This window comes from Paraburkholderia sp. UYCP14C, assembly GCF_004197395.1.
Taxonomy (GTDB): Bacteria; Pseudomonadota; Gammaproteobacteria; order Burkholderiales; family Burkholderiaceae; genus Paraburkholderia.
Genome location: NZ_SELS01000016.1, coordinates 100,121 through 126,044, shown reverse-complemented (window position 1 = coordinate 126,044; position 25,924 = coordinate 100,121). Strand labels below are relative to the sequence as shown.

The 25,924-nt window shown below is 64.8% G+C and carries 20 protein-coding genes and 1 pseudogene; 19 read left to right on the top strand and 2 right to left on the bottom strand.

Annotated features, from left to right (window positions below; genetic code table 11):
• Positions 1–7 precede the first annotated feature (7 nt).
• The 8 genes and pseudogenes from EVC45_RS17215 to EVC45_RS17180 all read left to right on the top strand — a co-directional run bounded on the left by EVC45_RS17215 (position 8) and on the right by EVC45_RS17180 (position 10,515).
• Positions 8–1,213, top strand: a complete 1,206-nt coding sequence (locus EVC45_RS17215) for an ABC transporter ATP-binding protein (protein WP_129959140.1) — start codon at positions 8–10, stop codon at positions 1,211–1,213.
• Between the two features lie 2 nt (positions 1,214–1,215).
• On the top strand, positions 1,216–2,271 hold the full coding sequence (locus EVC45_RS17210; protein ID WP_129959139.1) for an ABC transporter substrate-binding protein: 1,056 nt from the start codon (positions 1,216–1,218) through the stop codon (positions 2,269–2,271).
• A gap of 39 nt (positions 2,272–2,310) precedes the next feature.
• Positions 2,311–3,567, top strand: a complete 1,257-nt coding sequence (locus EVC45_RS17205) for an ABC transporter permease (protein WP_129959138.1) — start codon at positions 2,311–2,313, stop codon at positions 3,565–3,567.
• Positions 3,568–3,632: 65 nt separating this feature from the next.
• Positions 3,633–4,460: an ABC transporter permease gene (locus tag EVC45_RS17200; RefSeq protein WP_129959137.1), complete on the top strand. Its 828-nt coding sequence runs from the start codon at positions 3,633–3,635 to the stop codon at positions 4,458–4,460.
• Positions 4,461–4,707: 247 nt separating this feature from the next.
• Positions 4,708–5,157, top strand: a complete 450-nt coding sequence (locus tag EVC45_RS17195; protein WP_129959136.1) for an SET domain-containing protein — start codon at positions 4,708–4,710, stop codon at positions 5,155–5,157.
• A 332-nt stretch (positions 5,158–5,489) separates the two neighbouring features.
• Positions 5,490–8,256: pseudogene (locus tag EVC45_RS17190) on the top strand (glucosidase).
• Positions 8,257–8,676: 420 nt separating this feature from the next.
• Positions 8,677–9,093, top strand: a complete 417-nt coding sequence (locus EVC45_RS17185) for a hypothetical protein (RefSeq protein WP_129959135.1) — start codon at positions 8,677–8,679, stop codon at positions 9,091–9,093.
• A 258-nt stretch (positions 9,094–9,351) separates the two neighbouring features.
• Positions 9,352–10,515 carry a prolyl oligopeptidase family serine peptidase gene (locus EVC45_RS17180; protein WP_129959134.1) on the top strand — a complete coding sequence of 388 codons (1,164 nt, stop codon included), beginning with the start codon at positions 9,352–9,354 and terminating at the stop codon, positions 10,513–10,515.
• A gap of 548 nt (positions 10,516–11,063) precedes the next feature.
• On the opposite strand, the gene EVC45_RS17170 is transcribed toward EVC45_RS17180, so the two are convergent.
• Both EVC45_RS17170 and EVC45_RS17165 read right to left on the bottom strand, forming a co-directional pair.
• Positions 11,064–11,894, bottom strand: coding sequence for a 3-keto-5-aminohexanoate cleavage protein (locus EVC45_RS17170; RefSeq protein ID WP_129959132.1), 831 nt, complete (start codon positions 11,892–11,894; stop codon positions 11,064–11,066).
• A gap of 214 nt (positions 11,895–12,108) precedes the next feature.
• Entirely contained in the window at positions 12,109–14,589 is a 2,481-nt protein-coding gene (locus EVC45_RS17165; protein WP_129959131.1) for an FAD-dependent oxidoreductase, read from the bottom strand.
• Between the two features lie 354 nt (positions 14,590–14,943).
• On the opposite strand from EVC45_RS17165, the gene EVC45_RS17160 reads away from it, so the two are divergent.
• The 11 genes from EVC45_RS17160 to EVC45_RS17110 all read left to right on the top strand — a co-directional run bounded on the left by EVC45_RS17160 (position 14,944) and on the right by EVC45_RS17110 (position 25,910).
• Complete coding sequence (locus tag EVC45_RS17160) at positions 14,944–15,837, top strand: DeoR/GlpR family DNA-binding transcription regulator (protein WP_129959130.1); 894 nt, start codon at positions 14,944–14,946, stop codon at positions 15,835–15,837.
• Complete coding sequence (locus EVC45_RS17155) at positions 15,827–16,648, top strand: DeoR/GlpR family DNA-binding transcription regulator (RefSeq protein ID WP_129959129.1); 822 nt, start codon at positions 15,827–15,829, stop codon at positions 16,646–16,648. Before EVC45_RS17160 ends, EVC45_RS17155 begins: the two co-directional genes overlap by 11 nt.
• A 1-nt stretch (position 16,649) precedes the next feature.
• On the top strand, positions 16,650–17,501 hold the full coding sequence (locus EVC45_RS17150) for an EamA family transporter (RefSeq protein WP_129959128.1): 852 nt from the start codon (positions 16,650–16,652) through the stop codon (positions 17,499–17,501).
• A 302-nt stretch (positions 17,502–17,803) separates the two neighbouring features.
• Positions 17,804–18,961 (top strand): 2-aminoethylphosphonate--pyruvate transaminase, encoded by a 1,158-nt coding sequence (locus EVC45_RS17145; protein ID WP_129959127.1) that lies wholly within the window; start codon positions 17,804–17,806, stop codon positions 18,959–18,961.
• 11 nt (positions 18,962–18,972) lie between these two features.
• The gene (gene phnA / locus EVC45_RS17140; protein ID WP_129959126.1) at positions 18,973–20,244 is read left to right on the top strand and encodes a phosphonoacetate hydrolase; all 1,272 of its coding nucleotides are present in this window, start codon (positions 18,973–18,975) and stop codon (positions 20,242–20,244) included.
• Between the two features lie 77 nt (positions 20,245–20,321).
• Positions 20,322–21,770 (top strand): phosphonoacetaldehyde dehydrogenase, encoded by a 1,449-nt coding sequence (phnY, locus tag EVC45_RS17135; protein ID WP_129959125.1) that lies wholly within the window; start codon positions 20,322–20,324, stop codon positions 21,768–21,770.
• A 61-nt stretch (positions 21,771–21,831) separates the two neighbouring features.
• The gene (locus EVC45_RS17130) at positions 21,832–22,863 is read left to right on the top strand and encodes a 2-aminoethylphosphonate ABC transporter substrate-binding protein (RefSeq protein WP_129959124.1); all 1,032 of its coding nucleotides are present in this window, start codon (positions 21,832–21,834) and stop codon (positions 22,861–22,863) included.
• Between the two features lie 34 nt (positions 22,864–22,897).
• Positions 22,898–24,061 carry an ABC transporter ATP-binding protein gene (locus tag EVC45_RS17125; RefSeq protein WP_248295162.1) on the top strand — a complete coding sequence of 388 codons (1,164 nt, stop codon included), beginning with the start codon at positions 22,898–22,900 and terminating at the stop codon, positions 24,059–24,061.
• Positions 24,054–24,938: a 2-aminoethylphosphonate ABC transporter permease subunit gene (locus EVC45_RS17120; protein ID WP_129959122.1), complete on the top strand. Its 885-nt coding sequence runs from the start codon at positions 24,054–24,056 to the stop codon at positions 24,936–24,938. The genes EVC45_RS17125 and EVC45_RS17120 overlap by 8 nt, the downstream gene beginning before the upstream one ends.
• Entirely contained in the window at positions 24,922–25,722 is an 801-nt protein-coding gene (locus EVC45_RS17115; RefSeq protein WP_129959121.1) for an ABC transporter permease subunit, read from the top strand. Before EVC45_RS17120 ends, EVC45_RS17115 begins: the two co-directional genes overlap by 17 nt.
• Positions 25,719–25,910 (top strand): hypothetical protein, encoded by a 192-nt coding sequence (locus tag EVC45_RS17110; RefSeq protein ID WP_129959120.1) that lies wholly within the window; start codon positions 25,719–25,721, stop codon positions 25,908–25,910. The genes EVC45_RS17115 and EVC45_RS17110 overlap by 4 nt, the downstream gene beginning before the upstream one ends.
• The last annotated feature ends 14 nt before the right edge of the window (positions 25,911–25,924 follow it).

Below are 25,924 nucleotides of genomic sequence, written 5' to 3'. Positions count from 1 at the left end.
GTTGCCCATGTCAAGCCAACCCTTTATTTCGTTCGACGGCGTCAGCAAGTCATACGACGGCGTGCATAGCGTCGTCGAGGGACTCGATCTCGACGTCGCGCACGGTGAATTCGTTTCGCTGCTCGGTCCGTCCGGTTCCGGCAAGACCACGACACTGATGATGCTGGCAGGCTTCGAATCGCCGACGCGGGGCGAAATCCGCCTCGCCGGCAAGCGTCTGGACGACAAGCCGCCGCATCGGCGCGATATCGGCATGGTGTTTCAGAACTATGCGCTGTTCCCGCACATGACGATCGCCGAGAACGTCGCGTTTCCGCTGTCGGTGCGCAAGGTCAGCCGCAGCGAACAGAAAACGCGCGTGATGCGCGCGCTCGACATGGTGGAGTTGTCGCATCTGGCGGGGCGGCGTCCGTCGCAACTGTCGGGTGGCCAGCAGCAGCGCGTCGCGCTGGCCCGCGCGCTGGTGTTCGAGCCGAGCGTGGTGCTGATGGACGAGCCGCTCGGCGCGCTCGACAAGCGCCTGCGGGAAACCATGCAATACGAAATCATGCGGCTGCATCGCGAACTGTCGCTGACGATCGTCTACGTCACCCACGACCAGAACGAAGCATTGACGATGTCGGACCGCGTCGCGGTCTTTTCCGACGGACGCATCCAGCAGGCCGCCGCACCGACCGAACTCTACGAAAACGCGGCGAATGCGTTCGTCGCCAATTTCGTCGGCGAGAACAATGGACTGACCGGCCGCGTCGATTCCGGCGGCGGGGAATGGGCCGCGATGCAGCTCGCCGACGGCAGCACCGTGTGCGGACGCCCGGGCGCCGGGCTCGCGTCCGGCGACACGGCGATGCTGGCGCTGCGTCCCGAGCGCGCGCACATCGCCGCGACGCCGGACGCCGTGCAGGAAGCGACCCAACAGAACATGAACGTGGTACACGCGCTGGTCGAGGAACTCGTCTACTGCGGCGATCATCATCGCGTGCATCTGAAGCTCGGCCATGGCGAAAGCATGGTCGTCAAGGTGCCGAACACACAGCACCACGATCTGCCCGCACTCGGCCGCCAGACCGCCGTGACCTGGCGACGCGACGACTGCAAGGTGCTGCCCGCCATGGCGGCCGCGCCGCAATCCGCCGCCGGGTCCGGCGGCGCCGACTATTCAGCTGTTGCCGTTCCCTCGTCCGCCTCGCCACTTATCGCAGGAGCCAACTAGAAATGAAGACCACCTTCTCGACCTTCCGGACCACCTTCGCGGCGTGCGCGCTCGGGGTGTTTGCCACAGCCACGGTCCACGCGGCCGATACGATTTCCGTCGTCACCTTTGGCGGTGCGTATGAAGCTGCCGCGAAAAAGGCATGGTTCGAACCGTTCACCGCGAAGACCGGCAATCAGTTCTCCTCCGAGTCCTACGATGGCGGCCTCGCCAAGCTGCAGGCCATGGAGCAATCGAAGAACCCGACCTGGGATCTGATCGACCTCGAAACCAACGACGCGATCACCGCATGCGACGAAGGCCTGATCGCCAAGTTCGACAAGAAAGCGCTCGGCAACACCAGCGACTTCCTGCCGGGCTCGATCAGTGATTGCGCGGTCAGCGCAATGGTGTGGTCCACCGTCTATGCGTATGACACCAGCAAGCTGAAATCCGCGCCGACCACCATCAACGATTTCTTCGACCTGAACAAGTACCCCGGCAAGCGCGGCATGCGCAAGTCGCCGAAGGTCGCGATGGAATGGGCGTTGATCGCCGATGGCGTGGCGCCCAAGGATGTGTACAAGGTACTCTCCACGCCTGCCGGCGTCGACCGCGCGTTCAAGAAGCTCGACACGATCAAGTCGAGCATCGTCTGGTGGGAGGCGGGCGCGCAGGCGCCGCAGCTGCTCGCCGACGGCGCGGTCGTGATGACGCAGGCGTACAACGGCCGCATCGACGACGCCGTGCACAAGGACAAGAAACCCTTCAAGATCGTCTGGGATGCGCAGGTGTACGACTACGAATGGTGGGCCGTGGTCAACGGCGCGAAGCACGCCGACGCGGCGCAGAAGTTCATCGTCGCTTCCTCGACGCCGCAGGCCTATGCGGACCTGTCGAAGTACATCGCGTACGCGCCGCCGCGTAAGGACGCCATTCCGCTGATCGACAAGGCGCGTCTGAACGATCTGCCGACCGCACCGGAGAACTTCAAGCGTCCGCTGCAAATCAACGCGACGTTCTGGGCCGACAACGCCGACGCGATCAACAAGCGGTTCCAGAACTGGCTGACGCAGTAACGCCGGATCGAACGAACGTCACCCGAGAGATCGAGCACGATGAACACGCCGCTGCCATCCACCGCCCCTTTCGGCCGCGGCCCGCAGGCCGCGAACCGCGAGTCGTTTCGCGCCGCGCGCCGCAAGGCCGCGATGCGCGCGTTGCTGCTGGCTTTGCCGTTGCTGATCTTTCTGCTGGTGACGTTCGTTGCACCGATCGCGAGCCTGCTCGCGCGCAGCGTGCGAAACCCCGAAGTGCGAACCGGCATGCCGCAGTTGAGCGCGGCGTTGGCCGGATGGGACGGCGCGGGCCTACCCGGCGAACCGGCCTTTGCCGCACTCGCGCACGACCTGAAGGACGCCAGCGAGTCCGGCCAGCTCGGCAATATCGCGCGGCGCATGAACTTCTATCAGCCGGAATTCCGCAGCCTGCTCTTCAAGACCGCGCGTGCCACCCGTTCGGAAGCGCCCGCGCAATGGAAACCCGCGCTGATCGAGCTGGACGAGCGCTGGAACGCACAGGAAACCTGGCGGCTCCTGAAGCGCGCGTCGATCTCCCCCACGCCCGACTATTTGCTCAACGCCGTCGACGCGCAGGTCGCGCCCGATGGTTCGGTGACGTCCGTCGCCGCGGACAGTGCGATCTTCCGCGCGGCCTTCGGACGCACCGTCACGATCAGCGCGACGGTCACGCTGCTGTGCCTGGTGCTCGGCTACCCCGTGGCCTATCTGCTCGCCACGCTGCCGGAGAACCAGAGCAACCGGCTGATTCTGTTCGTGATCGTGCCGTTCTGGACCTCGCTGCTGGTGCGCACCACCGCGTGGTACGTGCTTCTGCAACCGGGTGGCGTAATCAACAGCGCGTTGCTGCGCTTTGGGCTCATCGATCATCCGCTGCCGCTTATTTTCAATCGCACGGGCGTGTTGATCGGCATGACGCATATCCTGCTGCCCTACATGATCCTCGCGATCTTTTCGGTGATGAAGAGTGTCCCGCCCGTCTACATGCGCGCGGCGAAATCGCTCGGCGCGCATCCGGCCGTGGCCTTCGCGCGCGTGTATGTTCCGCAGACGCTGCCGGGTGTCGGCGCGGGATGTTTTCTCGTGTTCGTGCTCGCGCTCGGCTATTACATCACCCCCGCCCTGCTAGGCGGCGCCGGCGACGAGATGATCAGCCAGCTGATCGCGTCGCAGACCAACGAGCAGCTGAACTGGGGCCTTGCGGGCGCGCTGTCGTGCTATCTGATCGCATTTACAGCGGTGTTCTATTTCATCTTCAACCGGCTGGTCGGCATCGACCGCTTGCGCTTCGGCTGACGCGCCGCGGAACTGACGCTGATTCGCGTCGCTTACCCGGATAGTTCATCAACAGGCAGACTCAGATGAAAGACGCACGAACCCGGCTACTGTCGGAACGCATCGCGGGCGCGGGACTACGCGTGCATTGCGCGCTGATTTTCTTTTTCCTCGTCGCGCCGATCCTCGCGATCGTGCCGCTGTCGTTCAACTCCGGCTCGTTCTTCTCGTACCCGATGCAGGGCTTCTCGCTGCGCTGGTACGCGCAGGCGCTGAGTTCGCCGGACTGGCAACGCGCGTTCGCGAACAGCATCGGCATTGGCGCGGCGTCGACGCTGATCGCGACGGTGCTCGGCACGCTGGCCGCGCTCGGCTTGAGCCGCGCGCAGTTTCCTTACCGCTCGATCATCATGCCGATCATCGTGTCGCCGATGATCGTGCCTATCGTGGTCGTCGCGGCGGGTTTTTATCTGGTCTTCTCGCCGCTCGGGCTGGTCAATTCGTATCTCGGCGTCGTGCTTGCCCATGCCGCGCTCGGCACACCGTTCGTGGTGATCACCGTGACGGCCTCGCTGCTGTCGTTCGATCAAAGCCTGCTGCGCGCCGCCTCGGGCCTGGGCGCGCAGCCGTGGGTCGCGTTTCGCCGCGTCACGCTGCCGCTGATCACGCCCGCCGTCGCAACGGGCAGCGTGTTCGCGTTCGCGACATCGTTCGACGAAGTGATCGTCATTCTGTTCATTGGCGGCCCCGAGCAGCGCACCGTGCCGCGGCAGATGTGGAGCGGCATCCGTGACCAGATCGACCCGTCGATCCTTGCCGTGGCCACACTGCTGATGGCGTTCGCGATCGCCCTCTTCGCCTGCATGAACTGGTTGCGCAAGCGCGCGGCGGCGGCTAGCCGCTCGTTTGCCTGAGCCGGCTCTGATGCCGGCGTGACGCGATCGATCCGCGCGTGCGGCGCGGAGCCCGGCGACGACAAATCGACCTGGTCGCCTCTGGTTAGTAGGGGTGCGGCGAAGCCGGAATGCGGGGTCGCGTAAAAACTAGACAGTTAGTTGCGATATCTTAATGAAGACGTTGAACGGCAGCGACCGTGGCGATATGCTTCGGATCGCCCATCCACCACGCTCGACGACCGACGCACCCGAAGGAAACGACACCATGCGATTGCGACGCATCACCGCACGACGCTCTCCGGTACATGGCATGGGACTGTTCGCGCTACAGCCGATCGCGCCAGGCGAACGGGTCATCGAATACAAGGGCGAATTGACTAGCTGGCGGCGCGCCGCCGCCCGTCAGCGAGCCGAGGCGGGTCATACGTTCGTGTTCGGTCTGTCCGACGGCCGAGTAATCGACGGCAGCCGGGGCGGCAACAGCGCCCGCTTCCTGAACCATGCGTGCGCCCCCAACTGCGAAGCGATCGAGAATGGCGAGCGTGTGTTCATTCATGCGCTCGCCGCTATTGCACCCGGCGAAGAGCTTTTCATCGACTACGGTCTGTCGGTCGATGGCGCGATCACCGACGAAATCCGCATCCAGTACGTCTGTCATTGCGGCGCTGCGGCCTGCCGTCACTCCATGCTCGGCAACGATACCGAGCCAGCGTAATCCGGCTGCCGCGCAGGCGGTCCGGTGAGCGATACCTGCGGCTTCAGATACCGGAACAGGCACGCGCTTCGATATCCGGGCACGGTCTGACGCCCGACGATCGGTTCCGGCGCGATGCCGGCCCATTGCGCCGCGAGATCCCGCCCCATCGCCGGTCGGTGCGAATCGTGGATCCGCATCGTCGTTTCGGCGGCTTCGATGCACTCGGCCCGACCGCAACGAGGCCAAACGACGCCTATCATGCAGATTACCGCCCGGTGACGCACGCCTGACAGGATGGGCGGCGCTCACGCACCGAACGTGTTCGACAGTCGACCAGATCGGGAGGTCACATGTCATCGCTACACGCAAACGATCTGCTCCGTACGAAGGAAGGGGTCCGTCTGCATGGCCCGGAGCTGGACTGCTGGCGCCGCTGGGGGCCCTTATCTGAGCGACCGGCAGTGGGGCACGGTTCGCGAAGACTACAGCGACTACGGAACCGCCTGGGACTATTTCCCCCACGATCACGCGCGCAGCCGCATGTACCGCTGGGGCGAGGACGGCATTGCCGGATTCGGCAACGACCCGCTCGACTGGTGCGTGTCGCTCGCGCTCTGGAACGGGCGCGACCGCATCCTGAAGGAGCGGCTGTTCGGCTTGACCAATGCGCAAGGCAATCACGGCGAGGACGTGAAAGAGCTTTACTTTTACGTCGACGGCACGCCGACGCATTCGTACATGAAGATGCTGTACAAGTACCCGCACGATGCGTACCCGTATCAGGATCTGATCGACGAAAACGGACGGCGCGGCGCCGATCAGCCCGGATACGAAATCCTCGATACGGGCGTGTTCGACAACGACCGTTATTTCGACGTCTGGGTCGAGTACGCGAAGCACACACCGGACGACATCGTGATGCGCGTCACCGTCGAGAATCGCGCGGATGAGCACGCGACCCTGCATGCGCTGCCGCTCTTCTGGGCGCGCAACCGCTGGGCGTGGTCAGGCAAGCCCGGCAAGCCGTCGCTCAGGCTCGAGCCGGATTCCGCCGAAGGCGAGCGCGTGATCGCGCACAATCCCGCGCTCGGTACGATGATCGTCACGGCCTCGGCGCCGCAGCCGATCGAATGGCTCTTCTGCGAAAACGAGACCAACGTGCGGCGCATTTTCGGCATCGCCCGCGAAGGCCCGTTCAAGGATGGCTTCAACGATTACCTCGTCGATCGCGACGAGCAGGCGATCCGCCGCGACGCGGGCACCCGCGTCGCCGCGCATGTGGCGCTGCCGCTCGCGCCGCACGAGCGCGCGGTGCTGTATCTGCGTTGGCGTTCTGCCGCGCAGCCGGGAATCGGACGCGACGACGTGCCGCTCGACTTCGAAGCACTGTTCGCGCGCCGGATCGCGGAGGCCGACGAGTTCTACGCGGCGCTCCAGCACGACATCGGCGATGCCGATGCGCGGCTCGTGCAACGCCAGGCCCTCGCCGGCATGCTCTGGACGAAGCAGTATTACCAGTTCGACGTGACGCGCTGGCATGACGGCGACCCCGGTCAGCCGAAGCCGCCGAAAGGACGCCGGCACGGGCGCAACGCCGACTGGCGGCATATGTGCAACGGCGACGTCGTCTCGATGCCAGACAAGTGGGAGTACCCGTGGTACGCGTCGTGGGATCTCGCGTTTCATGCCGCCGCGTTCGCGATGATGGATCCCGACTTCGCGAAGAAGCAGTTGCTGTTGCTCGTGAAGGAACGCTACATGCATCCGAACGGGCAGTTGCCCGCCTACGAATGGGCATTCGGCGACGCGAATCCGCCCGTTCATGCATGGGCCACATGGCGCGTGTACGAACTCGACCGCGAAATCACAGGCGTCGGCGACCACCAGTTTCTCGAAGTGATGTTCCACAAGCTGCTGCTGAATTTTTCGTGGTGGGTCAACCGCAAGGACGCTGAGGATCGCAACATCTTCCAGGGCGGCTTTCTCGGGCTCGACAACGTCGGCATCTTCGACCGCTCTTCCCCGCTGCCGACCGGCGGCCGCATCGACCAGGCCGACGGCACCGCCTGGATGGCCTCGTACGCGCTCGACCTGATGCAGATCGGACTCGAGCTCGCGATGACCAACGACTCGTACGTCGAAATCGCGGTGAAGTTCTTCGAACACTTCCTGTATATCGCGGAAGCCGTCGGTTGCAGCGAGGGTTGCAGGACCGGGCTATGGGATGGCCACGACGAATTCTTCTATGACGTGCTGCATCTTCCGGACGGAACCCGTGTGCCGATGCGCGTTCGCTCGATCGTCGGCCTGATTCCGCTGTTCGCCGTGCATGTGCTCGAAGACCGGATCTACGGCCACCTGCCGGGCCTGCGAGAGCGGCTCGCGTGGTTTCTCGATCACCGGCCGAATCTGGCCAAACTCGTGTCGCGCTGGACCGAACCCGGCAAGGGCAACACTACCCTGCTGTCGCTGTTGCGCGGATACCGGATGACGGCACTGTTGCGCCGCGCGCTCGACGAAGACGAATTTCTGTCCCAGCACGGCGTGCGCGCGCTGTCGCGTGTGCATCGCGACGCACCGTACGAGTTCGATCATGGCGGCGCGCATGTGTGCATCGAGTACCAGCCGGCCGAATCGGATTCGCGCGTATTCGGCGGCAATTCGAACTGGCGCGGCCCCGTGTGGATGCCCGTCAACTATCTGCTGATCGAATCGCTGTATGAATTCCATCGCTACTACGGTGACGAGTTCCGCATCGAATATCCGACGGGATCGGGCAACCGGTGCTCGCTCAGCGAGATCGCCGACGGTCTCGCGCGGCGTGTCACCACGCTGTTTCTGAAGGACGAGCACGGCATGCGGCCCGTGATGGCCGCTTATCCGCAGTTGCAGGCCGACCCGCGTTCGTCCGATCTCGTGCTGTTCCACGAGTACTTTCACGGCGACGACGGACGCGGTGTCGGCGCTTCGCATCAGACGGGCTGGAGCGGTCTGGTCGCGCTGCTGCTTCAGCCACGCCTGATGAAGCTGGCCCACGTGGCGTCCGATGTCACGAGCGAAAGCGCGCGTGCGGCCGCGCCGGCAGCCGAACACGCGCTCCCCACGATGGCGCGATAGACGACCCGTCGGCGTGATTGATCGACTGCAGTCTGGCAGGCGGCCGTGCCGTGCGCTGCCGACCACGCACGATTCAATCCAGTTTGATGCTGCTCGTTTAACACTTGGCACCTGGCGCGATCTCACGCGCGTCTTAGGCGCTCATGCAGCCGCTGTCGATGCGGAGTGGGCTACCTCGCCCCCACCGGGCAAGCTTTGGTAGCAGCGACTGCAGGGACAACCCATTGCGAGGCTCGCCCTCAGGAAGGAGAACGTCATGTCGTTTGACGTGGGGAACCTGTTTGCGTCAACCATCCTCGGGGATGGCCACTCTTGCGCATGGGTCGCCCGCCTTCACACGACACCGATCCAGTGAATACGTGAATGGCTTTGCAGGAAGGTGCATCAAACATCGGCTCGAGGGTCGAGAGGAGCAATGGAATGAACGCAAGCGAAATACAGAAACTAGGTCATGCGCTGGATGCCGGCTGGCTGATGGCATTGTGGTTGGCGATTCATGGTGGTGACCCGCCGCCGCAAGAGCAGGTGATCGAAGTAAACGAGTCACTGGACTTAGCGGCACTGACGATGGTCGCGCGCCTCGGCGAGCTGTATCCCGAAGCGGGCAAGAACCCGGGTGCGGCGCTGTCCAACCTCGCGAAACTCGGCTTCAGGGTGACGGTCACCATGGCTGACGATAGCAAGGTCGAACTGCATGGACCCGATGACGTCAAGACCTTGATGGCCACCATGTCGGCCGCATGTTCGAGCCAGCAAGGACCCTACAAGAAGATCTGCGTCTGGAACCAGTATCTTGGCCAGGTTTGCAAGATCCTTTACCAAACGCATTGGTCCTAGGCCGCCGCGCTGCCTTTGAGGGGCCGCCTGCCCTGCGTGCAAAGCCGGCGCATGATCTCGAACGCGCCGCGCTACTCAAGCCACGAGGAGTAGAGTCGGTCCCTCACGCATGCAGAAATCCTCTCGCTTCGCGCGCAGCAAAAAATTCTCCGACCAGCCCGTATTAACTCCGTACGCGTGGCTTAGGATTGCCCTTGCCGCGGGAGCGATTATTGCTGCGGCCCAGGTATCGCCGGGTGCTCCGACGAGGAGACGACAATGATGACGAAGGCTTCAGGGCTGCGATCAGCGCTGGCATGTGTACTGGCGATCGGACTTGCCGGGTGCGGAGGTGGTGGCGATTCGGCCGGCACCAACGTCGATGCCTCGAAATCATCGGCAAAGACTTTGGCCGCCGCCTCGAACCCGGCGGCGAACGACAATGCGGCCTCTTCCCGAATCGTGAAGCTCCAGCGCTACCAGATCGACCCGACGAAGGTGTTCGTCGCGGGTATCTCGTCTGGCGGTTTCGCGGCAGTGCAGATGCACGTGGCCCACTCTTCGACGTTCAAGGGTGCCGCGGTTTACGCCGGCGGGGTGTACTGGTGTGCAGGCACCGGAGGCGCCGCGACAGCTTTGACAAACTGTGGCGGCTTGACGCTGCCGACTAACCAGGCGTCGTACAACAGCACGCGGACGACATCAGAGGCGTACCTGGACACGCAGTCGTCCCTAGGAACCATCGACCGGGCGACGAATCTGCGTGGACAGCCGGTCTACCTGTGGTCCGGCACGCAAGACGAGGTCGTCAATCCGCTCGAGATGGCCGACCTCGACGCCGAGTACCTGCGTTATGGCGCCAACGTTCGTTTTGACAATGCGTTTCCCGCCGAGCACGGTTGGGAATCGCCTGACGGCGAGCTTGCATGCGGCACGCTCGGCAGTCCCTACATGATCCGCTGCCTCGCCAATGGCGCAGCCTACGATTCGGTAGAAACGTGGCTGACGATGTTCGTCGGCCGATTGAAACCGCGCAACAACGGCAAGCTGTCGGGCACGCTGTATTCATTCGATCAAACGGAATTCGGGGCGTCCCCCAACCTGTCGATGAGTTCGACGGGCAGCGTCTTCGTTCCCAAAGCCTGCGCGCAAGGCGACAGGTGCGGCTTCGTGCTCGCTCTGCACGGCTGTCTGCAGCAGGCGTCGCTGATCGGAAACCGCTGGGTCGCCGAGGCCGGTATCAACGAGTGGGCCGACACGAACAAACTCGTGGTGGTGTATCCCGACACGATCGCGTCGTCCGCGCCGGGACCGACCAACCCCAATGCATGCTTCGACTGGTGGGGCTACTCCAATCAATACGACCCGAACTACGCACTCAAGAGCGGCTTGCAGATGTCGGTGCTCTACGCGATGGTGCAGCGCGTGACCGGCCGGCCGTAGTTCGAGTCTGATGCTGCATGGATCGTTTCGACCTGGCGTTTATCGCTCCCACATGACCGGGTCAAAAAAAATTCACATGGAGGTCTCCGGTTTCGGAAACTCATGCCGATAAGACCGCTCATAGGTCCACCGCGAATTGAGGTTCCCCATGCCATTTGATTTTGTCGCCAGCCCCTCACCCCGCTTGAAACGGACGGTCGTGATACTGGTTGGATGTGTCGGCGTATTTGCCAGTCTGTCGATCTGGGGCCGGGTACCCGCCGATGCACTTGCCGACGCGGATCGACAGGTCGCTCACTACGGCCCCGCACTCACGGGCAACGCTTGTCCTGTCGAGGGAGCGGTGTCGCGGGACCCTCACGGCAATTTCGTGATGTGTTGGAAAGAGGTCTGGACCAAGCCGTAGACCTGATCAGGTCAAGCCATTCAAGCTGACCTGATCAGAAGTCGGATAGCCCAAACGGGTCGTTGGCCGCGATCGCCCGAAATGCCGGTGTGGCCAGACGGGGGAACGCGACCGAACGCCTAAGCATGACGATAAGCCCGTCTTACATGGCCGGAAGACCCAGCATCTCACGCGCTTGCGCAGCAGTTGCCACCGGCCGGCCATAGTCGCCACACAACGAGGCCACCCGTTCAACCAGTTGCGCATTGCTCTTCGCCAGCGTGTCCTTGTCCCACCGCACGTTGTCTTCGAGACCGGTGCGGCAGTGCCCGCCCATCTCGAGCGTCCAATGATTGACTTCCAACTGATGCCGTCCGATACCCGCAGCGGTCCATGTTGCATCCGGCAAGATCGCCTTCAGTTGCTGGACCTCGAACTCGAGAATCTCGCGTCGAGCAGGCAGTGCATTCTTTACGCCCATCACGAACTGAACATGCACGGGTGACTTCAGCAGCCCTTGCTGGACGAGATCCGCCGTGCTGTACAGCATCGCCAGATCGAAGATCTCGATCTCCGGTTTGACATCGTAGTCGAGCATCGTTTTCGCAAGCGCTCGCACGAAGTCCGGCGGATTCTCATAGACCGTAGTCGGAAAATTGACCGAACCCGTTGCGAGCGATGCCATATCCGGGCGCAGGTCGAGCATCGCGCCGCGTTGCTCGAACGAACGGCCACGGCCGCCCGTCGAAAACTGGATGATGATGTCGGGGCAGTGCTTGCGGATGCCGTCCTGGAGAGCGGCGAAACTCGACCGGTCGGAACTCGAGTTCTCCTGTTCGTCACGCACGTGCAGATGAACGAGGGTCGCTCCGGCTTCGTACGCTTCGTGCGTGCTTTCAACCTGCTCGGGGATCGTGACCGGCACCGCCGGATTGTCCTTCTTGCGGGGAACTGAGCCGGTGATCGCAACGGAGATGATGCACGGTTCGCTCATGACTAACACTCCGGTTCCAGATTTTCGTCTCACCAATAAGGCGAGCGCTGATGATCGCGTGCGTGGCGAAATCCCCGCACACCCTGATTTCCAAGTCTAGTTCAAAAGCGCGACTGAAATCGACGCGCAAAACCGGACGCCCGAGGTGTGCACCGCATCGCGCATGCGCCGCAAGGCTCGCGCTGCGCCGAGCGCATCCGTCAGGTCGGTCCCTTCAGCCTTTGACGCGTTCGGATCGCGGATCGTATGGCGCCTTCAGATGCACGGTTGCGCTCACTTGTTCGCCCGCCACGTCGATCGTGTAACGGCCTTCCGTGAGCCACGCGGCATCGGCGACACCGTCGGCACGGCTCACGAAACCCATTGCGACCGGACATCGCAAGGTATGCCCGAACGCGGCAGAGGTTACCGCCCCCACCGGCTTGCCGTCGCGCAGGATCGCTTCGCCACCCCATAGCATCAGCTGTTCGGCGCCGTCGGCCGTCAGGGTCACGACACGCCGTCGCAGCGGCGCGTCGCGCAGTCGCAGCAGCGCGTTGCGACCGCGGAAAGCGATGTCCTTGTCGAGCTTGCAGGCGAACCCGAGGCCTGCCTCGAACGGATTGCAGTCCGGCGAAAGCTCGCGGCCCCATGCCCGATAGCCCTTCTCGATCCGCAGCGATTCGATCGCGTAGTAACCGGCGTTGACGAGGCCGAGCGGCTTGCCGGCCCCGTGCAAGGTCTCATAGACGCCGACCGCGAATTCGACCGGCACGTACAACTCCCAGCCCAACTCGCCCACGTAGGTGAGGCGCGTTGCCCGCACGGTCGCATAGCCGATATCGACTTCGCGGCTCTGGCCGAACGGGAACGCCCCGTTGCTCCAGTCCGCCTTCGACACGCTTTGCAACAGCGCGCGAGCGTGGGGCCCCATCACCGCGAGCACCGCGTACTGGCTCGTGACATCGACCAGCACGCAGTGGCGCTCGGGCCCGATCGCCTTCTCCAGATAGTCGAGGTCGCGCGTTGCCTGCGCCGAGCCCGTCACGACCAGGTACTGGTCGTCGGCGAGGCGGGTCAGCGTCAGGTCGGATTCGTAGCCGCCGCGCTCGTTCAGCACGCCGGTGTAGACGGTGGTGCCGGCCGGCACGGCGACGTCGTTCGCTACGATGCCTTGCAGCACCGCTTCGGCGTCGCGCCCCTTGACCAGCAGTTTCGCGAACGAACTCATGTCGAAGAGCGCGACGCGCTCGCGACACGCGCGATGCTCGGCGCCGCTCCACGGCAACCAGTTCTGCTGGCCGAACGCGTAGTCGATGCGCGCTTGCCCAGGGCTCGGGGCGAAAAAGTTGGCGCGCTCCCAGCCCATCTTGCTGCCGAAGCACGCGCCGTCGTCGCGCAGCAGCGCATACAGAGGCGAGCGCCGGAACGGCCGCGCCGTATCGAGCTCGCGGTTGGGCCACGGCATCGCGTAGTGCAGGCCGAGCGTTTCCTTCACACGATCGTGCAGCCACGTGTCGTTGCCGTTGAAGCGCGCAAAGCGGCGGATATCGACGGGCCACAAGTCCATGGTCGGCTCGCCGGCGACGATCCACTCGGCGAGCGCCATGCCCGCGCCGCCCGCCGACGCAATGCCCATCGAGTTGAACCCGGCGCCCACGAAAAAGCGGCGCAACTCCGGCGCTTCGCCAAGGATGAAGTTGTTGTCCGGCGTGAACGATTCGGGCCCGTTATAGAACTGCCTGACCTGCGCGGTTTCGAGCGCCGGCACGCGCACGAGCGCGTTTTCCATCAGGATCTCGAACTGATCCCAATCGTCCGGCAAAAGCTGGAACTCGAAGTTCTCGGGGATGCCCGCCATGCCCCACGGCTTCGCGTTCGGCTCGAAGCCGCCCATCACGAGGCCGCCCACTTCCTCCTTGAAGTAGATGTAGCCGTCCGGATCGCGCATCACGGGCAGATCGCGATGCACGCCGGCGATCGGCTCGGTGACGATGTAGTAGTGCTCGGCCGAATGCAGTGGCACCGTGACGCCGCACATCCGCCCGACCGCCTTGGCCCACTGGCCTGCGCAGTTGACGACGATCTCCGCCTGCAGCGTCCCTTCGGCGCCGTCCTTGCGGCGCCATGTGACGCCGCAGGCCTCGCGGCCCTGGCGCGTCGGACGAGTCTGCACCGCCGTGATGCGGACATTTTCGACGACACGTGCGCCGCGCATGCGTGCCCCGCGCGCGAGCGACTGCGTCAGATCGGTGGGGTTCGCCTTGCCGTCGCCCGGCAGCCAGACCGCGCCGAGCAGATCGTCGGTGCGCATCACCGGCCACAGTTCGCCGGCCTCGCGCGGCCCGATGACGTCGCAGGCCACGCCGTAGGCGCGGGCAACTGCCGCCGTGCGTTTCAGTTGGGTCATGCGCTCGGCGGTGCGCGCGACCGACAGCGAACCGCACTGCTTCCAGCCCGTGGCGAGGCCCGTCTCGGCCTCGAGCTCCGCGTAAAGCTTCGTCGAGTAGCGGATCAGCTTGGTCATGCTTTCCTGCGCCCGCAACTGCCCCACCAGACCGGCCGCATGCCATGTGGTGCCGCACGACAGTTGCCCCTGTTCGAGCAGCACGATGTCGGTCCAGCCCAGCTTCGTCAGGTGCCACGCAACCGAGCAACCGACGATGCCGCCGCCGATGATGACGACACGAGCATGGCTTGGGATTTCCGTGGACATCGGGGGACCTCGCTTTGGGAATGTGTGGCAATGTGTGGAAAAGGCTGTGACCATAGACTGCAACAAAAAACCGCAAAGAACAACAAAAACCGCAAGCTAACTTTCGACGGCAAAGCGGGAGCGGGCAGCGAAAAGTCACATGCAGCGCCGTGTTTAAAGGACTCGCCGCGTATTGCCGGCATGCCCAGGACGCCAACCGGCTTGTCACTTCCAGCGATGGCGACGCGAAATCCAACCTCACAATAAAACTCCGAACGACGAGGAAATATGTGTTATTTTGTGGCTTCGTGACAACCGAGACCTGACGCGCCGTTACCCGTCGCGCCCCTTTTTGTTTCTATCCCCTGGTCGCTTATGTATCCGTTGCTCCGTCGTGCCGAAATTTTGCGGATCGCCCAGTCGCAGGGCACCACGTCGATTGCCCAGCTCGCCGAAGCGCTGGCCGTATCGGACGAAACGATCCGGCGCACGGTCAAGCCGCTCATCGAAGAGGGCCTGCTCGTCAAGGTGCATGGCGGCGTGATGCTGCCCAGCCATCTGGAAGAGTCGCCCTTCCGGCGGCGGATGCACGAGCACAGGGTGGCAAAAGAAATCATCGCGCAGCAGATCGGCGAACTGGTGCAAGACGGCGATTCGCTGATCCTCGACAGCGGCACCACCTGCACGCACATCGCCCAGGCGCTGCGCAGCCGCTCACGGCTCACGGTGATCACCAACTCCGCCGCCATCGCCAGCCTGCTCGCCCAGCACAACGGCAATCGCGTGTTCATGGCGGGTGGCGAGCTTTGCGCGGACGACGCCGCCGCGCTCGGCGAGCCGGTGCTCGCCTATATCCGGCAGTTCCACGTCAGGTACGCGATCGTGTCGGTCACGGCCGTCGATGGCGCGGGACGCTTCATGGACGCACAGCCCTGGGATGTCGAGTTCACGCGTGCCGCATTCGGGCAGGCGCGGCAGCGGGTCGTCGCCGCCGTGCACCCGAAGTTCGAGCACAGCGCGCTAGTGTGCGCGGTGAACGCCGACGAAATCGACATGCTGGTCACCGATGAGCCGCCAGACGCGCACTTTGCGCAGATCTTCGCCGAGGCAGGCGTCGATGTGCGCTATCCGGGCAGCCCGGCGGCGCGGACGACCGTTGCCCCTGAAACGGACATGCAGGCCGGTGCGCCGCTGCCCGACGCGACTTGCCATTCATCCAGCGACGCCATCGCCGACGATGTGCACGGAGAGCCACACCATGCTCGATAACCCGTCAGCTGGGCCCGTGCCCGCTGCATTGAACCCGAACCGCAGGCTCGCGATCGAGCGCATCGACTACATCGTGCAAAGCCTGGCGGCGAGCGGCTCGGTCAGCGTCGCGAACCTGTCGGCGACGCTCGGCGTGTCGCGCGAAACGATCCGCCGCGACCTGAAGATTCTCGCGGAACAGGGCCGGGCGAATCTCGTCCACGGCGGCGCGGCGAAGCGGCCCGACGCCGAGCCGTCACTGGCAAGCCGCGAGGCCGTCAACGCGCTGGGCAAGGCGGCCATCGGCGCCGCGGCCGCCCGGCTCGTCGCTGACGGCATGGTCGTGCTGATCGACTCGGGCTCGACCACGCTCGGTCTCGCCGAGGCGCTGCAGCATCATCGCGATCTGACGGTGATCACCAACAGCCTGCCGATCGCGCTGATGCTGTGCCGCGCACCCGGCGTGAAGGTCGTCGTGCTCGGCGGCGACATCGATCCGAACGACGAAGCCGCTTTCGGCGTCGAGACGATGGCCGCGCTCAGCCATTTCCGCGTCGACCTCGTGTTCGTCGGCGTGGGCGGCATCTCGCCCGAAGGCGAACTCACCGACTATTCGCGGCTCGCGGCCGAGCAACGCCATCTGATGATGAAGGCGGGCAAGAAGGTCTACGTGCTCGCGGACCATGGCAAGTTCGAACAGCAGACGCCCGTGCTCATCGCGCCTGTGCCGCACATCGCCGGAGTGATCGTCGACGCCGAGCCGCCCACCGGCATCGTCCGCGCCTGCGCCGAACAGCGCTGGGAAATCATCATCGCGAATAGCCATAGCTAGCATGACGATGACGCTTCCCGTGTTTTTCGCCGTGCTGTCGGCCGCACTGCTGCATGCGGGCTGGAACGCGGTGATCAAGGTGCGCCTCGATCCTTTTCTGGCGATGACCCTGCTGTGCATCGCCTGCGGTCTGATCGCGCTGCCGTCGCTCGCGTTCACCGGGTTTGCCCGCCCTGCTGCATGGCCCTGGGTGGCGGGATCGGTGGCGCTTCATTTCGGCTACTACGTGTGCCTGAGCGAGGCGTACCGTCGTGCCGACATGAGCCAGATCTACCCGATCGCGCGCGGCTCCGCTCCGCTGATCACCGCGCTCGTCTCCGTCACGATCCTGCACGAGACGATGAGCGCGGGCAGCATCGCGGGGGTCATGCTGCTCGGCAGCGGCGTGTTGCTGCTGTCGCTGCGCGGCCGCCATCACTCCGCGTCGGAAAACCGTGTCGCGCTCGGCTTCGCGCTGCTCACGGCGGTGACGATCGCGGGCTACACGGTGGTCGACGGCGTGGGCGCGCGCGTCGCCGGCAACCCCAATGCTTATGCGGCGACGCTGTTCGTGTTCGATGCGTTGCCGATGCTGACGCTGTGCCTGTATCGCTACGGGCCGGCCGGCATGGCGCCGATGCGGCGTTTCCTGCTGCCGGGCTTCGCGGGCGGCGCGATGTCGCTCGCGGCGTACTGGATCGTGATCTGGGCGATGACGCTCGCCCCCATCCCCCTCGTTGCAGCCGTGCGCGAGACGAGCGTGGTATTCGCGGGCTTCATCGCCGTGTATGTGTTGAAGGAGCCGTTCAGCCGCGTACGTGCCGCGGCCGCTACGTTGACGGTGGCCGGCCTTGCGCTGATGCGGCTCTTCTGAGCGCAGCTTCCTCCGCTAACCGCAGCGCACTGACCTGCTGAACGTCGACGCGAACTGCCGCGCCGCTCTCCCGACCGACGCCGGTCACCTCTCACCCTCCCTCCACGCCTCCCCATGCGGGTTTGTCCCGAGCGGAGGCCGCTTTCCCATATCCATCGCGGACTTCGCCATCCTGCGGACGCGCTTTCGCGTGTCCGCGACGAATGTGGCATTTTTTGGCATCTTGACTGTATTTGTTGCATCTCCTAGAGTGGGTCTCACGCACCTGCGCAGTCCCCAAATCGACCCACAAGGAGACATCGATGACCGGTTCCACGTATGTATCGCCGGCTTGTTCCGAAACTGGCGATCCGCTGTTGCTGACACCCGGACCGCTGACCACGTCACGCACCGTCAAGGCCGCGATGGTTCACGACTGGGGCTCGCGCGACGCCAATTTCATCGAGATCAATCGCTCGGTGCTGGCGCGCCTTGCCGCGATCGCCAATGGCGCGCACGACTGGGTGACGGTGCCGATGCAAGGCTCGGGCACCTTCGCCGTCGAAGCGATGCTCACCACCTTCGTGCCGCCCGGCGGCGAGGTGCTGGTGCTGATCAACGGCGCGTATGGCAAGCGCGCGAAGCGCATCCTCGAGATCGCCGGGCGCAAGACCGTCGTGCACGAAACGGCCGAAGACACGCCGCCCGATCTCGCCGAGATCGACCGGCTGCTGGCCGCTTCGCCGTCGATCACGCATGTGTTCGCGGTTCACTGCGAGACCACCGCGGGCATCCTCAATCCGATCGCGCAGATCGGCGCGCTCGCGGCCCGCTACGGCAAGGGCTATCTGGTCGATTCGATGAGCGCGTTCGGCGCGTTGCCGCTCGACGTGCGGACGATGCATATCGATGCGGTCGCCGCGTCGTCGAACAAGTGCATCGAAGGCGTGCCCGGGCTCGGCTTCGTGATCTGCCGGCGTGAGGCGCTCGCCCGCACGCAGGGCAACGCGACCACTCTCGTGCTCGATCTGCACGAGCAGTCGGCCAACCTCGAAAAAACCAGCCAGTACCGCTTCACGCCGCCCACGCACGTGATCGTGGCGTTCCATCAGGCGCTGCAGGAATTCGACGCCGAAGGCGGCGTCGCGGGGCGCGGCGCTCGCTATCGCAACAACTGCCGGATTCTCGTCGAAGGCATGCGCGCGCTCGGCTTCAAGCCGCTGCTGGCTGAAGCGCTGCAGGCTCCGATCATCGTGACCTTCCACATGCCCGAGGACCCGCGCTTCGAATTCCAGCGCTTCTACGACAGCCTGAAGGCGAGCGGCTATGTGATCTATCCGGGCAAGCTGACCATCGCGGACTCGTTTCGCATCGGCTGCATCGGCCGGCTCGGCGAGCGCGAGATGCGCGCCGCGCTCGACGCGATCGGCGAGGTGCTCGACGAAATGGGCATGAACGCGCCGGTCGCGAAAACGGCATGAAGGGGGACACCATGAGTACGCTGCAAGACACCGTGATGAGCATCAACGGCCGCGACTATCGCTTTCCGTCGGAGCCGGTCGTCGTGATCTGCCTCGACGGTTCGGAGCCCGCCTATATAGAAGAAGCCGCGAAGGCCGGGCACGCGCCGCATCTCGCGAAGCTGCTGCGCACGGGCACGAGCCGGATCGCCCAATGCGTGATTCCGAGCTTCACGAACCCGAACAATCTGTCGATCGTGACGGGCCGCCCACCGAAGGTCCACGGCATTGCGGGCAACTACTTCTACGACCGCACGAGCGGCGAAGAAGTGATGATGAACGACGCCCGCTTCCTGCGTGCGCCGACGATCTTCGCCGCGTTCCACGACGCCGGCGCGAAGGTCGCCATCGTCACCGCGAAGGACAAACTGCGCACGCTGCTCGGCAAGGGGCTCGACTTCGCGAGCGGGCGCGCGATCGCCTTTTCGGCTGAAAAAGCGGACCAGGCTACGCGCGCGCAGAACGGCCTCGGCGACGTGCTCGCCTACGTCGGCAAGCCATTGCCGGATGTGTATTCGGCGGATCTGTCCGAGTTCGTGTTCGCGGCCGGCGTCAAGCTGCTCGACACGTTCCGCCCGGACCTGATGTACCTGTCGACGACCGACTACGTGCAGCACAAGGCGGCGCCGGGCACGCCGAAAGCCAACGAGTTCTACGCGATGTTCGACCGCTACGTCGGCGCGCTCGATGCAGCCGGCTGCGTGCTGGCGATCACCGCCGATCACGGTATGAACGGCAAACATCGCGCCGATGGTGCGCCCGACGTGCTGTACCTGCAGGATCTGTTCGACAAATGGACCGGCGAAGGCCGCTCACGCGTGATTCTGCCGATCACCGATCCGTACGTCGCGCATCACGGGGCGCTTGGCTCTTTCGCAACCATCTATCTGCCCGAGGGGATCGGCGCGGCTGACGCAGCGGCGCTGCTCGAACGGCTGCGCGCGACAGCAGGCATCGAGCTCGCGCTGACGAGCGCCGAGGCCTGCGAGCGCTTCGAGCTGCCGCCCGACCGGATCGGCGACGTCGTCGTGGTCGGCACGCGCGCCAAGGTATTCGGCACGAGCGCCGCGCGTCACGACCTGTCGGGCCTGACCGAGCCGCTGCGTTCGCACGGCGGGCTGTCGGAACAGAACGTGCCGCTGATCGTCAACCGCAGAACCGACTGGCCGGCGAACCGCGCGCTGCGCAACTTCGACATCTTCGATGTCGCGCTGAACCACGTATTGCAATCCGCCGCGGCATAACGCGTCGATCACAGCCCGCGCGCCCCGTTTCTCGCGGCGACACGCGGACCCCACCGGATCATTGAACGAGGTATTCGATGAACGTCATGACCAAACCCGCCATCAGGCAGGAATCGATGCGCATCGCCGGCCAGCACACGAGCACCGACGAGCTGATCGAAGTCTTCAACCCCTACACGAACGAGGTCGTCGGCACCGTGCCCGCGGGTCGTCCCGAACACGTGCAGCAGGCGTTCGCGAAAGCGCACGCATTCAAGCCGCGGCTCACGCGCTTCGAGCGTCAGCGCATCCTGCAGCGCACGGCCGAGATTCTGAGCGAACGCAAAGAAGACTTCGCACGCCTGATCACCGCGGAGTCGGGGCTGTGCTGGAAAGACGGGCTTTACGAAGCAAGCCGCGCCTACGATGTGTGGTCGTTCGCGGCGCAGCTCACGATCAGGGACGACGGCGAGATCTATTCCTGCGATATCAGTCCGAACGGCAAGAACCGCAAGATTTTCACCACGCGGCTGCCGCTGCTCGGCGTGATCTCGGCGATCACGCCGTTCAATCATCCGCTGAACATGGTGAGCCACAAGCTGGCGCCCGCGATCGCCACCAACAACCGCGTGGTGCTCAAGCCCACCGAGCTCACGCCGCTCACGGCGCTCGCGCTGGCCGACGTGCTCTACGAAGCGGGCCTGCCGCCGGAGATGCTGAGCGTCGTCACCGGCAATCCGCGCACGATGGGTGACGCGATGATCACCGATCCGCACTGTGACCTCGTCACGTTCACGGGCTCCGTGCGCGTCGGCAAATACATCGCGCAGCACGCGGGTTATCGCCGCACCGTGCTGGAACTCGGCGGCAACGATCCGCTGATCGTGATGGAGGACGCCGATCTCGACAAGGCCGCGCAGCTCGCGGTAACCGGCGCGACGAAAAATTCGGGGCAGCGCTGCACGGCGGTCAAGCGGATTCTCGTGGTGCAGAGCGTGGCCGACGCGTTCGTCGAGCGCGTGCTTGTGCATGCGAAAAAGCTCAAGTGCGGTTGCCCGATGGATCCGACAGTCGACGTGGGCACCGTCATCAACGAGGCATCCGCGCAACTGTTCGAGCGACGCGTGGCCGACGCGCAGACCCATGGTGCCCGTGTGCTTTACGGCGCGCCGCGCCAGGGCGCGCTGTTCCATCCGACCGTCGTCGACCACGTGCCGTACGACTGCGAGCTGGTGCGCGAGGAGACCTTCGGCCCGGTGATCCCGATCATCCGCGTGCCCGATGCGATCGAGGAAGTGATCCGGGTTTCGAACTCGACGGCGTACGGCCTGTCGTCCGGCGTCTGCACAAACCGGCTCGACTACATCACGCGCTTCGTCAGGGAACTGGAGGTCGGCACCGTGAACGTGTGGGAAGTGCCCGGCTATCGCACGGAGATGTCGCCATTCGGGGGCATCAAGGATTCAGGCAACGGTTACAAGGAGGGCATGGTCGAGGCAATGAAGAGTTACTCCAACGTGCGGACCTGGTCGATGCCCTGGGAGTGACCCGCCGCACGACCAGGTGACATGCTGACCTCATCCGAACTCAACGCAAGAAAGGATGGATATGAAAACTCGTCTGATCGCCCTGGCTGCCTGCGCGCTCGTCATGGCAACGCCCCCCCTCTACGCACAGTCCGACGTCGTGACCATCTATGCCGCGGATGGTTTGCACGACGGTTCGCCGAGCTGGCTCGGCAACCAGTTCGAAGCCTTTACGAAGGCGACCGGCATCAAGGTGCAGTACATCGAGGCCGGCTCGAGCGGCGTGGTGGACCGGCTGAGCAAAGAGAAGTCCAACACCCAGGCGGACGTGCTCGTGACGCTGCCGCCCTTCATGCAGAAAGCCGCGGCTGACGGCCTGTTGCAGTCCTACTCGCCGGCGGGCGCCGACAGGATCGAGACGCACGACAAGGATCCGAAAGGCCTCTACTACGCGATGGTCGGCAACTATCCGAGCTTCATCTACAACTCGGCGGTGCTGAAGAGTCCGCCCAGGACCTATGCAGACCTGCTCGCGCCGCAGTTCAAGCAGAAGATCCAGTACTCGACGCCGGGGCAAGCCGGCGACGGCACGGCGCTGATGCTGGGGACCTTCCACGCGTTCGGCGGCAAGCCGGCCGGCTTCGAATATCTGCGCAAGCTGCAGACCAACAACCTCGGGCCCTCCGCTTCGACCGGCAAGCTCACGGCGCTCGTCAACAAGGGCGAGCTCTTCGTGGCCAACGGCGATATGCAGATGAACCTCGCGCAGATGCGCGACAACCCGAACGTCGCGATGTTCTTCCCGGCCGGTCCCGATGGCCGCCGCACGACCTTCGCGTTGCCCTACTACGTCGGTCTCGTGGCGAGCGCACCGCATGCCGGCAACGGCAAGAAGCTGATCGACTTCCTGTTGAGCGCGCCGGCGCAGCAGGAGGTCAGCAAGGTGGCATACGGCTTCCCGGTGCGCACGGATGTGCATCCGACGGACAGCAACTTCCAGGCGTTGAACACGTTGCTGAAGGGCGTCGACATCTGGCAACCCGATTGGAACCAGGTTCTCCAGGAGCTGCGTCCCGACGTGGCCGCCTACAACCAGGCGATTTCCATCGACTAACCAGGCTACCGACGAGCGACTAATGGCAAACACCATGACCATGGAAAGGGGGCCGCAGCGGCGCGCCTCCGCTTCCCCGGCCGTCATCGCGCACGCAGCGAGCGGCATCGGTTTCGAAGGCGTGTCGGTGGCTTACGGCAGCCAGACCATTCTCGAATCTCTGACGCTTACCGTGAAGCCCGGCGAGATCGTCGCGCTGATCGGCCCGTCCGGCTCCGGCAAGACGACCGCATTGCGCGCCGTCGCCGGCTTCGTGCAGCCGAGCGCCGGGCGCATCACCATCGGCGATCGCGACGTGACCCGGCTGCCGCCGTACGCACGCAACATCGGCATGGTGGTGCAGAACTACGCGCTGTTTCCGCATATGCGCGTCGAGGACAACGTCGCCTTCGGGCTGCGTGCCCGCGGCGCGGACGCCGAGGTGATTCGCGAGCGGGTGCCCGAGTGCCTCGGCCTCGTCGGCATGGCGAAGTATGCGAAGCGCTATCCGCGCGAGCTGTCGGGCGGCCAGCAGCAGCGCGTGGCGATCGCCCGCGCGCTCGCGATCCGTCCGCAGGTGCTGCTGCTCGACGAGCCGCTGTCCGCGCTCGACGCGCAGATCCGCCGCTCGATGCTCGACGAACTCGCGAAGCTGCACCGCACCCTGCCGTCGCTCACGGTGCTGTACGTGACGCACGACCAGACCGAGGCGCTGACCCTCGCGAACCACATCGGCATCATGCGCGACGGCCACCTGGTCGCTTACGGCGACGCGCAGGGGCTTTATCGTCATCCGCCGAACCGCTTCGCCGCCGAGTTCCTCGGCCGCGCGAACGTGCTGCCGGCGCAGCAGCTCGAACCGCTGGCCGACGGGCGCGCCCGCGTGCGCTTTCACGGCCACCTGCTCGAAGGCTGCAACCATCACGGACTCGCGGCCGGCGCCGCCTGCTTCGTGTGCGTGCGGCCGCACCATCTGCACTCCGTTGCGGGCGGCGGCGCGCCAGCCGGCGAAGGTCAACGCCTGAACGAATTGACGGGGGTCGTCGTCAGCGTGCAGTGGCTCGGCGAAATGCACAGCATCGCGCTCGATGTCGAAGGCGAGATGCTGCGGCTCACCTGCGCGCCGCTCGCCGAACCGCCGGAGCCGGGCGCGGCGCTCAGCGTACGTTTCGACCCCGCGGATGTCACTCTCGTACCGGAGGCTGAGCGTCATGGCTGATATCGTCATTGCGCCGCCGGCCCGCGTGCGGGCGCCGGCCACGGGACTGGGCGGCCTGTGGATCGCGCCGCCGCTCGCGGTGCTCGCCGCGCTGTTCTTCTACCCGTTCGGGCTGATCGTCGTGCAGGCGCTGGGCGGCGACCAGCATGTGCTGTCGTTCGCGAACTTCGAGCACGTGCTGCGCTCGCGCCAGTTTCTGAGCGGGCTTTATCACACGATCGCGATCGCGATATCGGCCTCGGCGGGATGCCTCGTGCTCGGCTTCGTGTTCTCGCTCGTGATCGCGTTCGTGCCGTTCCCGGGCGCGCGTTTCGTGGGCCGGCTCATCGATACGTTCATCGCGCTGCCCACCTTCCTCGTCGCGCTCGCGTTCACCTTCGTGTACGGTTCGGCCGGACTGCTGAACCAGTCGCTGATGGAAGCGTTCCACCTGCCGCTGCCGCCGCTCAACTTCCTGTACACGCAGTGGGGTGTCGTGCTGTCGGAGATCACGGTCTATACGCCGTTCATCATGCGGCCGCTGCTCGCGTGCTTCTCGCAGATCGACGGCGCGCAGATCGAGATGGCGGGCAGCCTCGGCGCGCGGCCGCTGCGCATCATCAGGCAGATCATCCTGCCCGCCGCGTTGCCGGCATTGTTGGCGGGCGGCAGCCTGTGTCTGCTGCTGACCGTCAACGAGTTCGGCATCGTGCTCTTCATCGGCGCGAAAGACGTGATCACGCTGCCTCTGCTGATCTACGACAAGGCGATCCAGGAATTCGACTACACCACGGCGTGTGTGATCGCCGTCGTCAATATCGCGCTGTCGCTCGGGCTCTATGCCTGCTACCGGGCCGTCGTGTCACTTTGCGGAGGTCGCCGTGCTGCTCTGGGCTAAATGGGGTAAATGGCTGACGTGGGGCGGCACGGCGTTGCTGTTCTGCGCGGTCTACGGGCTGCCGGTCGCGATGATCGCGCTCGCCAGCATCAGCGGACAGTGGAACGGTATCCTGCCGAGCCACCTGACACTCGAGCACTACGCGCGGGTGTTCCATACCGATTCGGCAAGCCAGCTGCGCGTGAGCGTGCTGACGGGGGTGGTCGCGAGCGTCGCGGCGCTCGTGAGCGGCACGTGGGCCGCGCTCGCGCTGCGGCGCATGAAGGGCCTGCCGCGCCGCGTGCTCGACGTGATCTTCTTCGTGCCGAGCGCGGTGCCGTCGGTGTCGATCGGGCTCGGCTTGCTGGTCGCGTTCAGCCGGCCGCCGGTGTTGCTCAACGGCACGGCGACGATCGTCTTCATCGCGCACTTCCTGCTGATCTCGGCGTTCACCTACGGCAACGTGGCGGCCGGGCTTGCGCGAGTCGCGCCGGAATACGGCGAGGTGGCACAGAGCCTCGGCGCGCGGCCGTTCTACCAGCTCTCGCGCGTGACGCTGCCGCTCGTCGCGCCCTACCTGCTCGCATCGTTCAGCCTGAGCTTCGCGATGTCGATGGGCGAGCTCGGCGCGACGCTGATGATCTATCCGCCGGGCTGGGTCACGCTGCCGGTCGGCATCTTCGCGCTGTCGGACCGCGGTGCGATCTTCGATGCCGCGACGCTCACGATGATCCTCGGTATCGGCACGCTCGCCGTGTTGATGGGGCTCTCGCGCATCTCGAACCGTGCAATGGTGCGCGGATGATGGCGACGCCCGATGCCGATCTCGCGGAGGCCGTGTTGCATCGCGCGCTCGACCGGGGACTGTCGTTCAAGACGACGATGGGCAACGTGCTGACGCTCACGCCGCGGCTCACCGTCACACCTGCGCAGAGGCTGGAGGCACTACAGATATTCGAGGAGGCAATCTCGCCGGGTACTGCCCGGGTCTGAAAGAAGTGCACAAG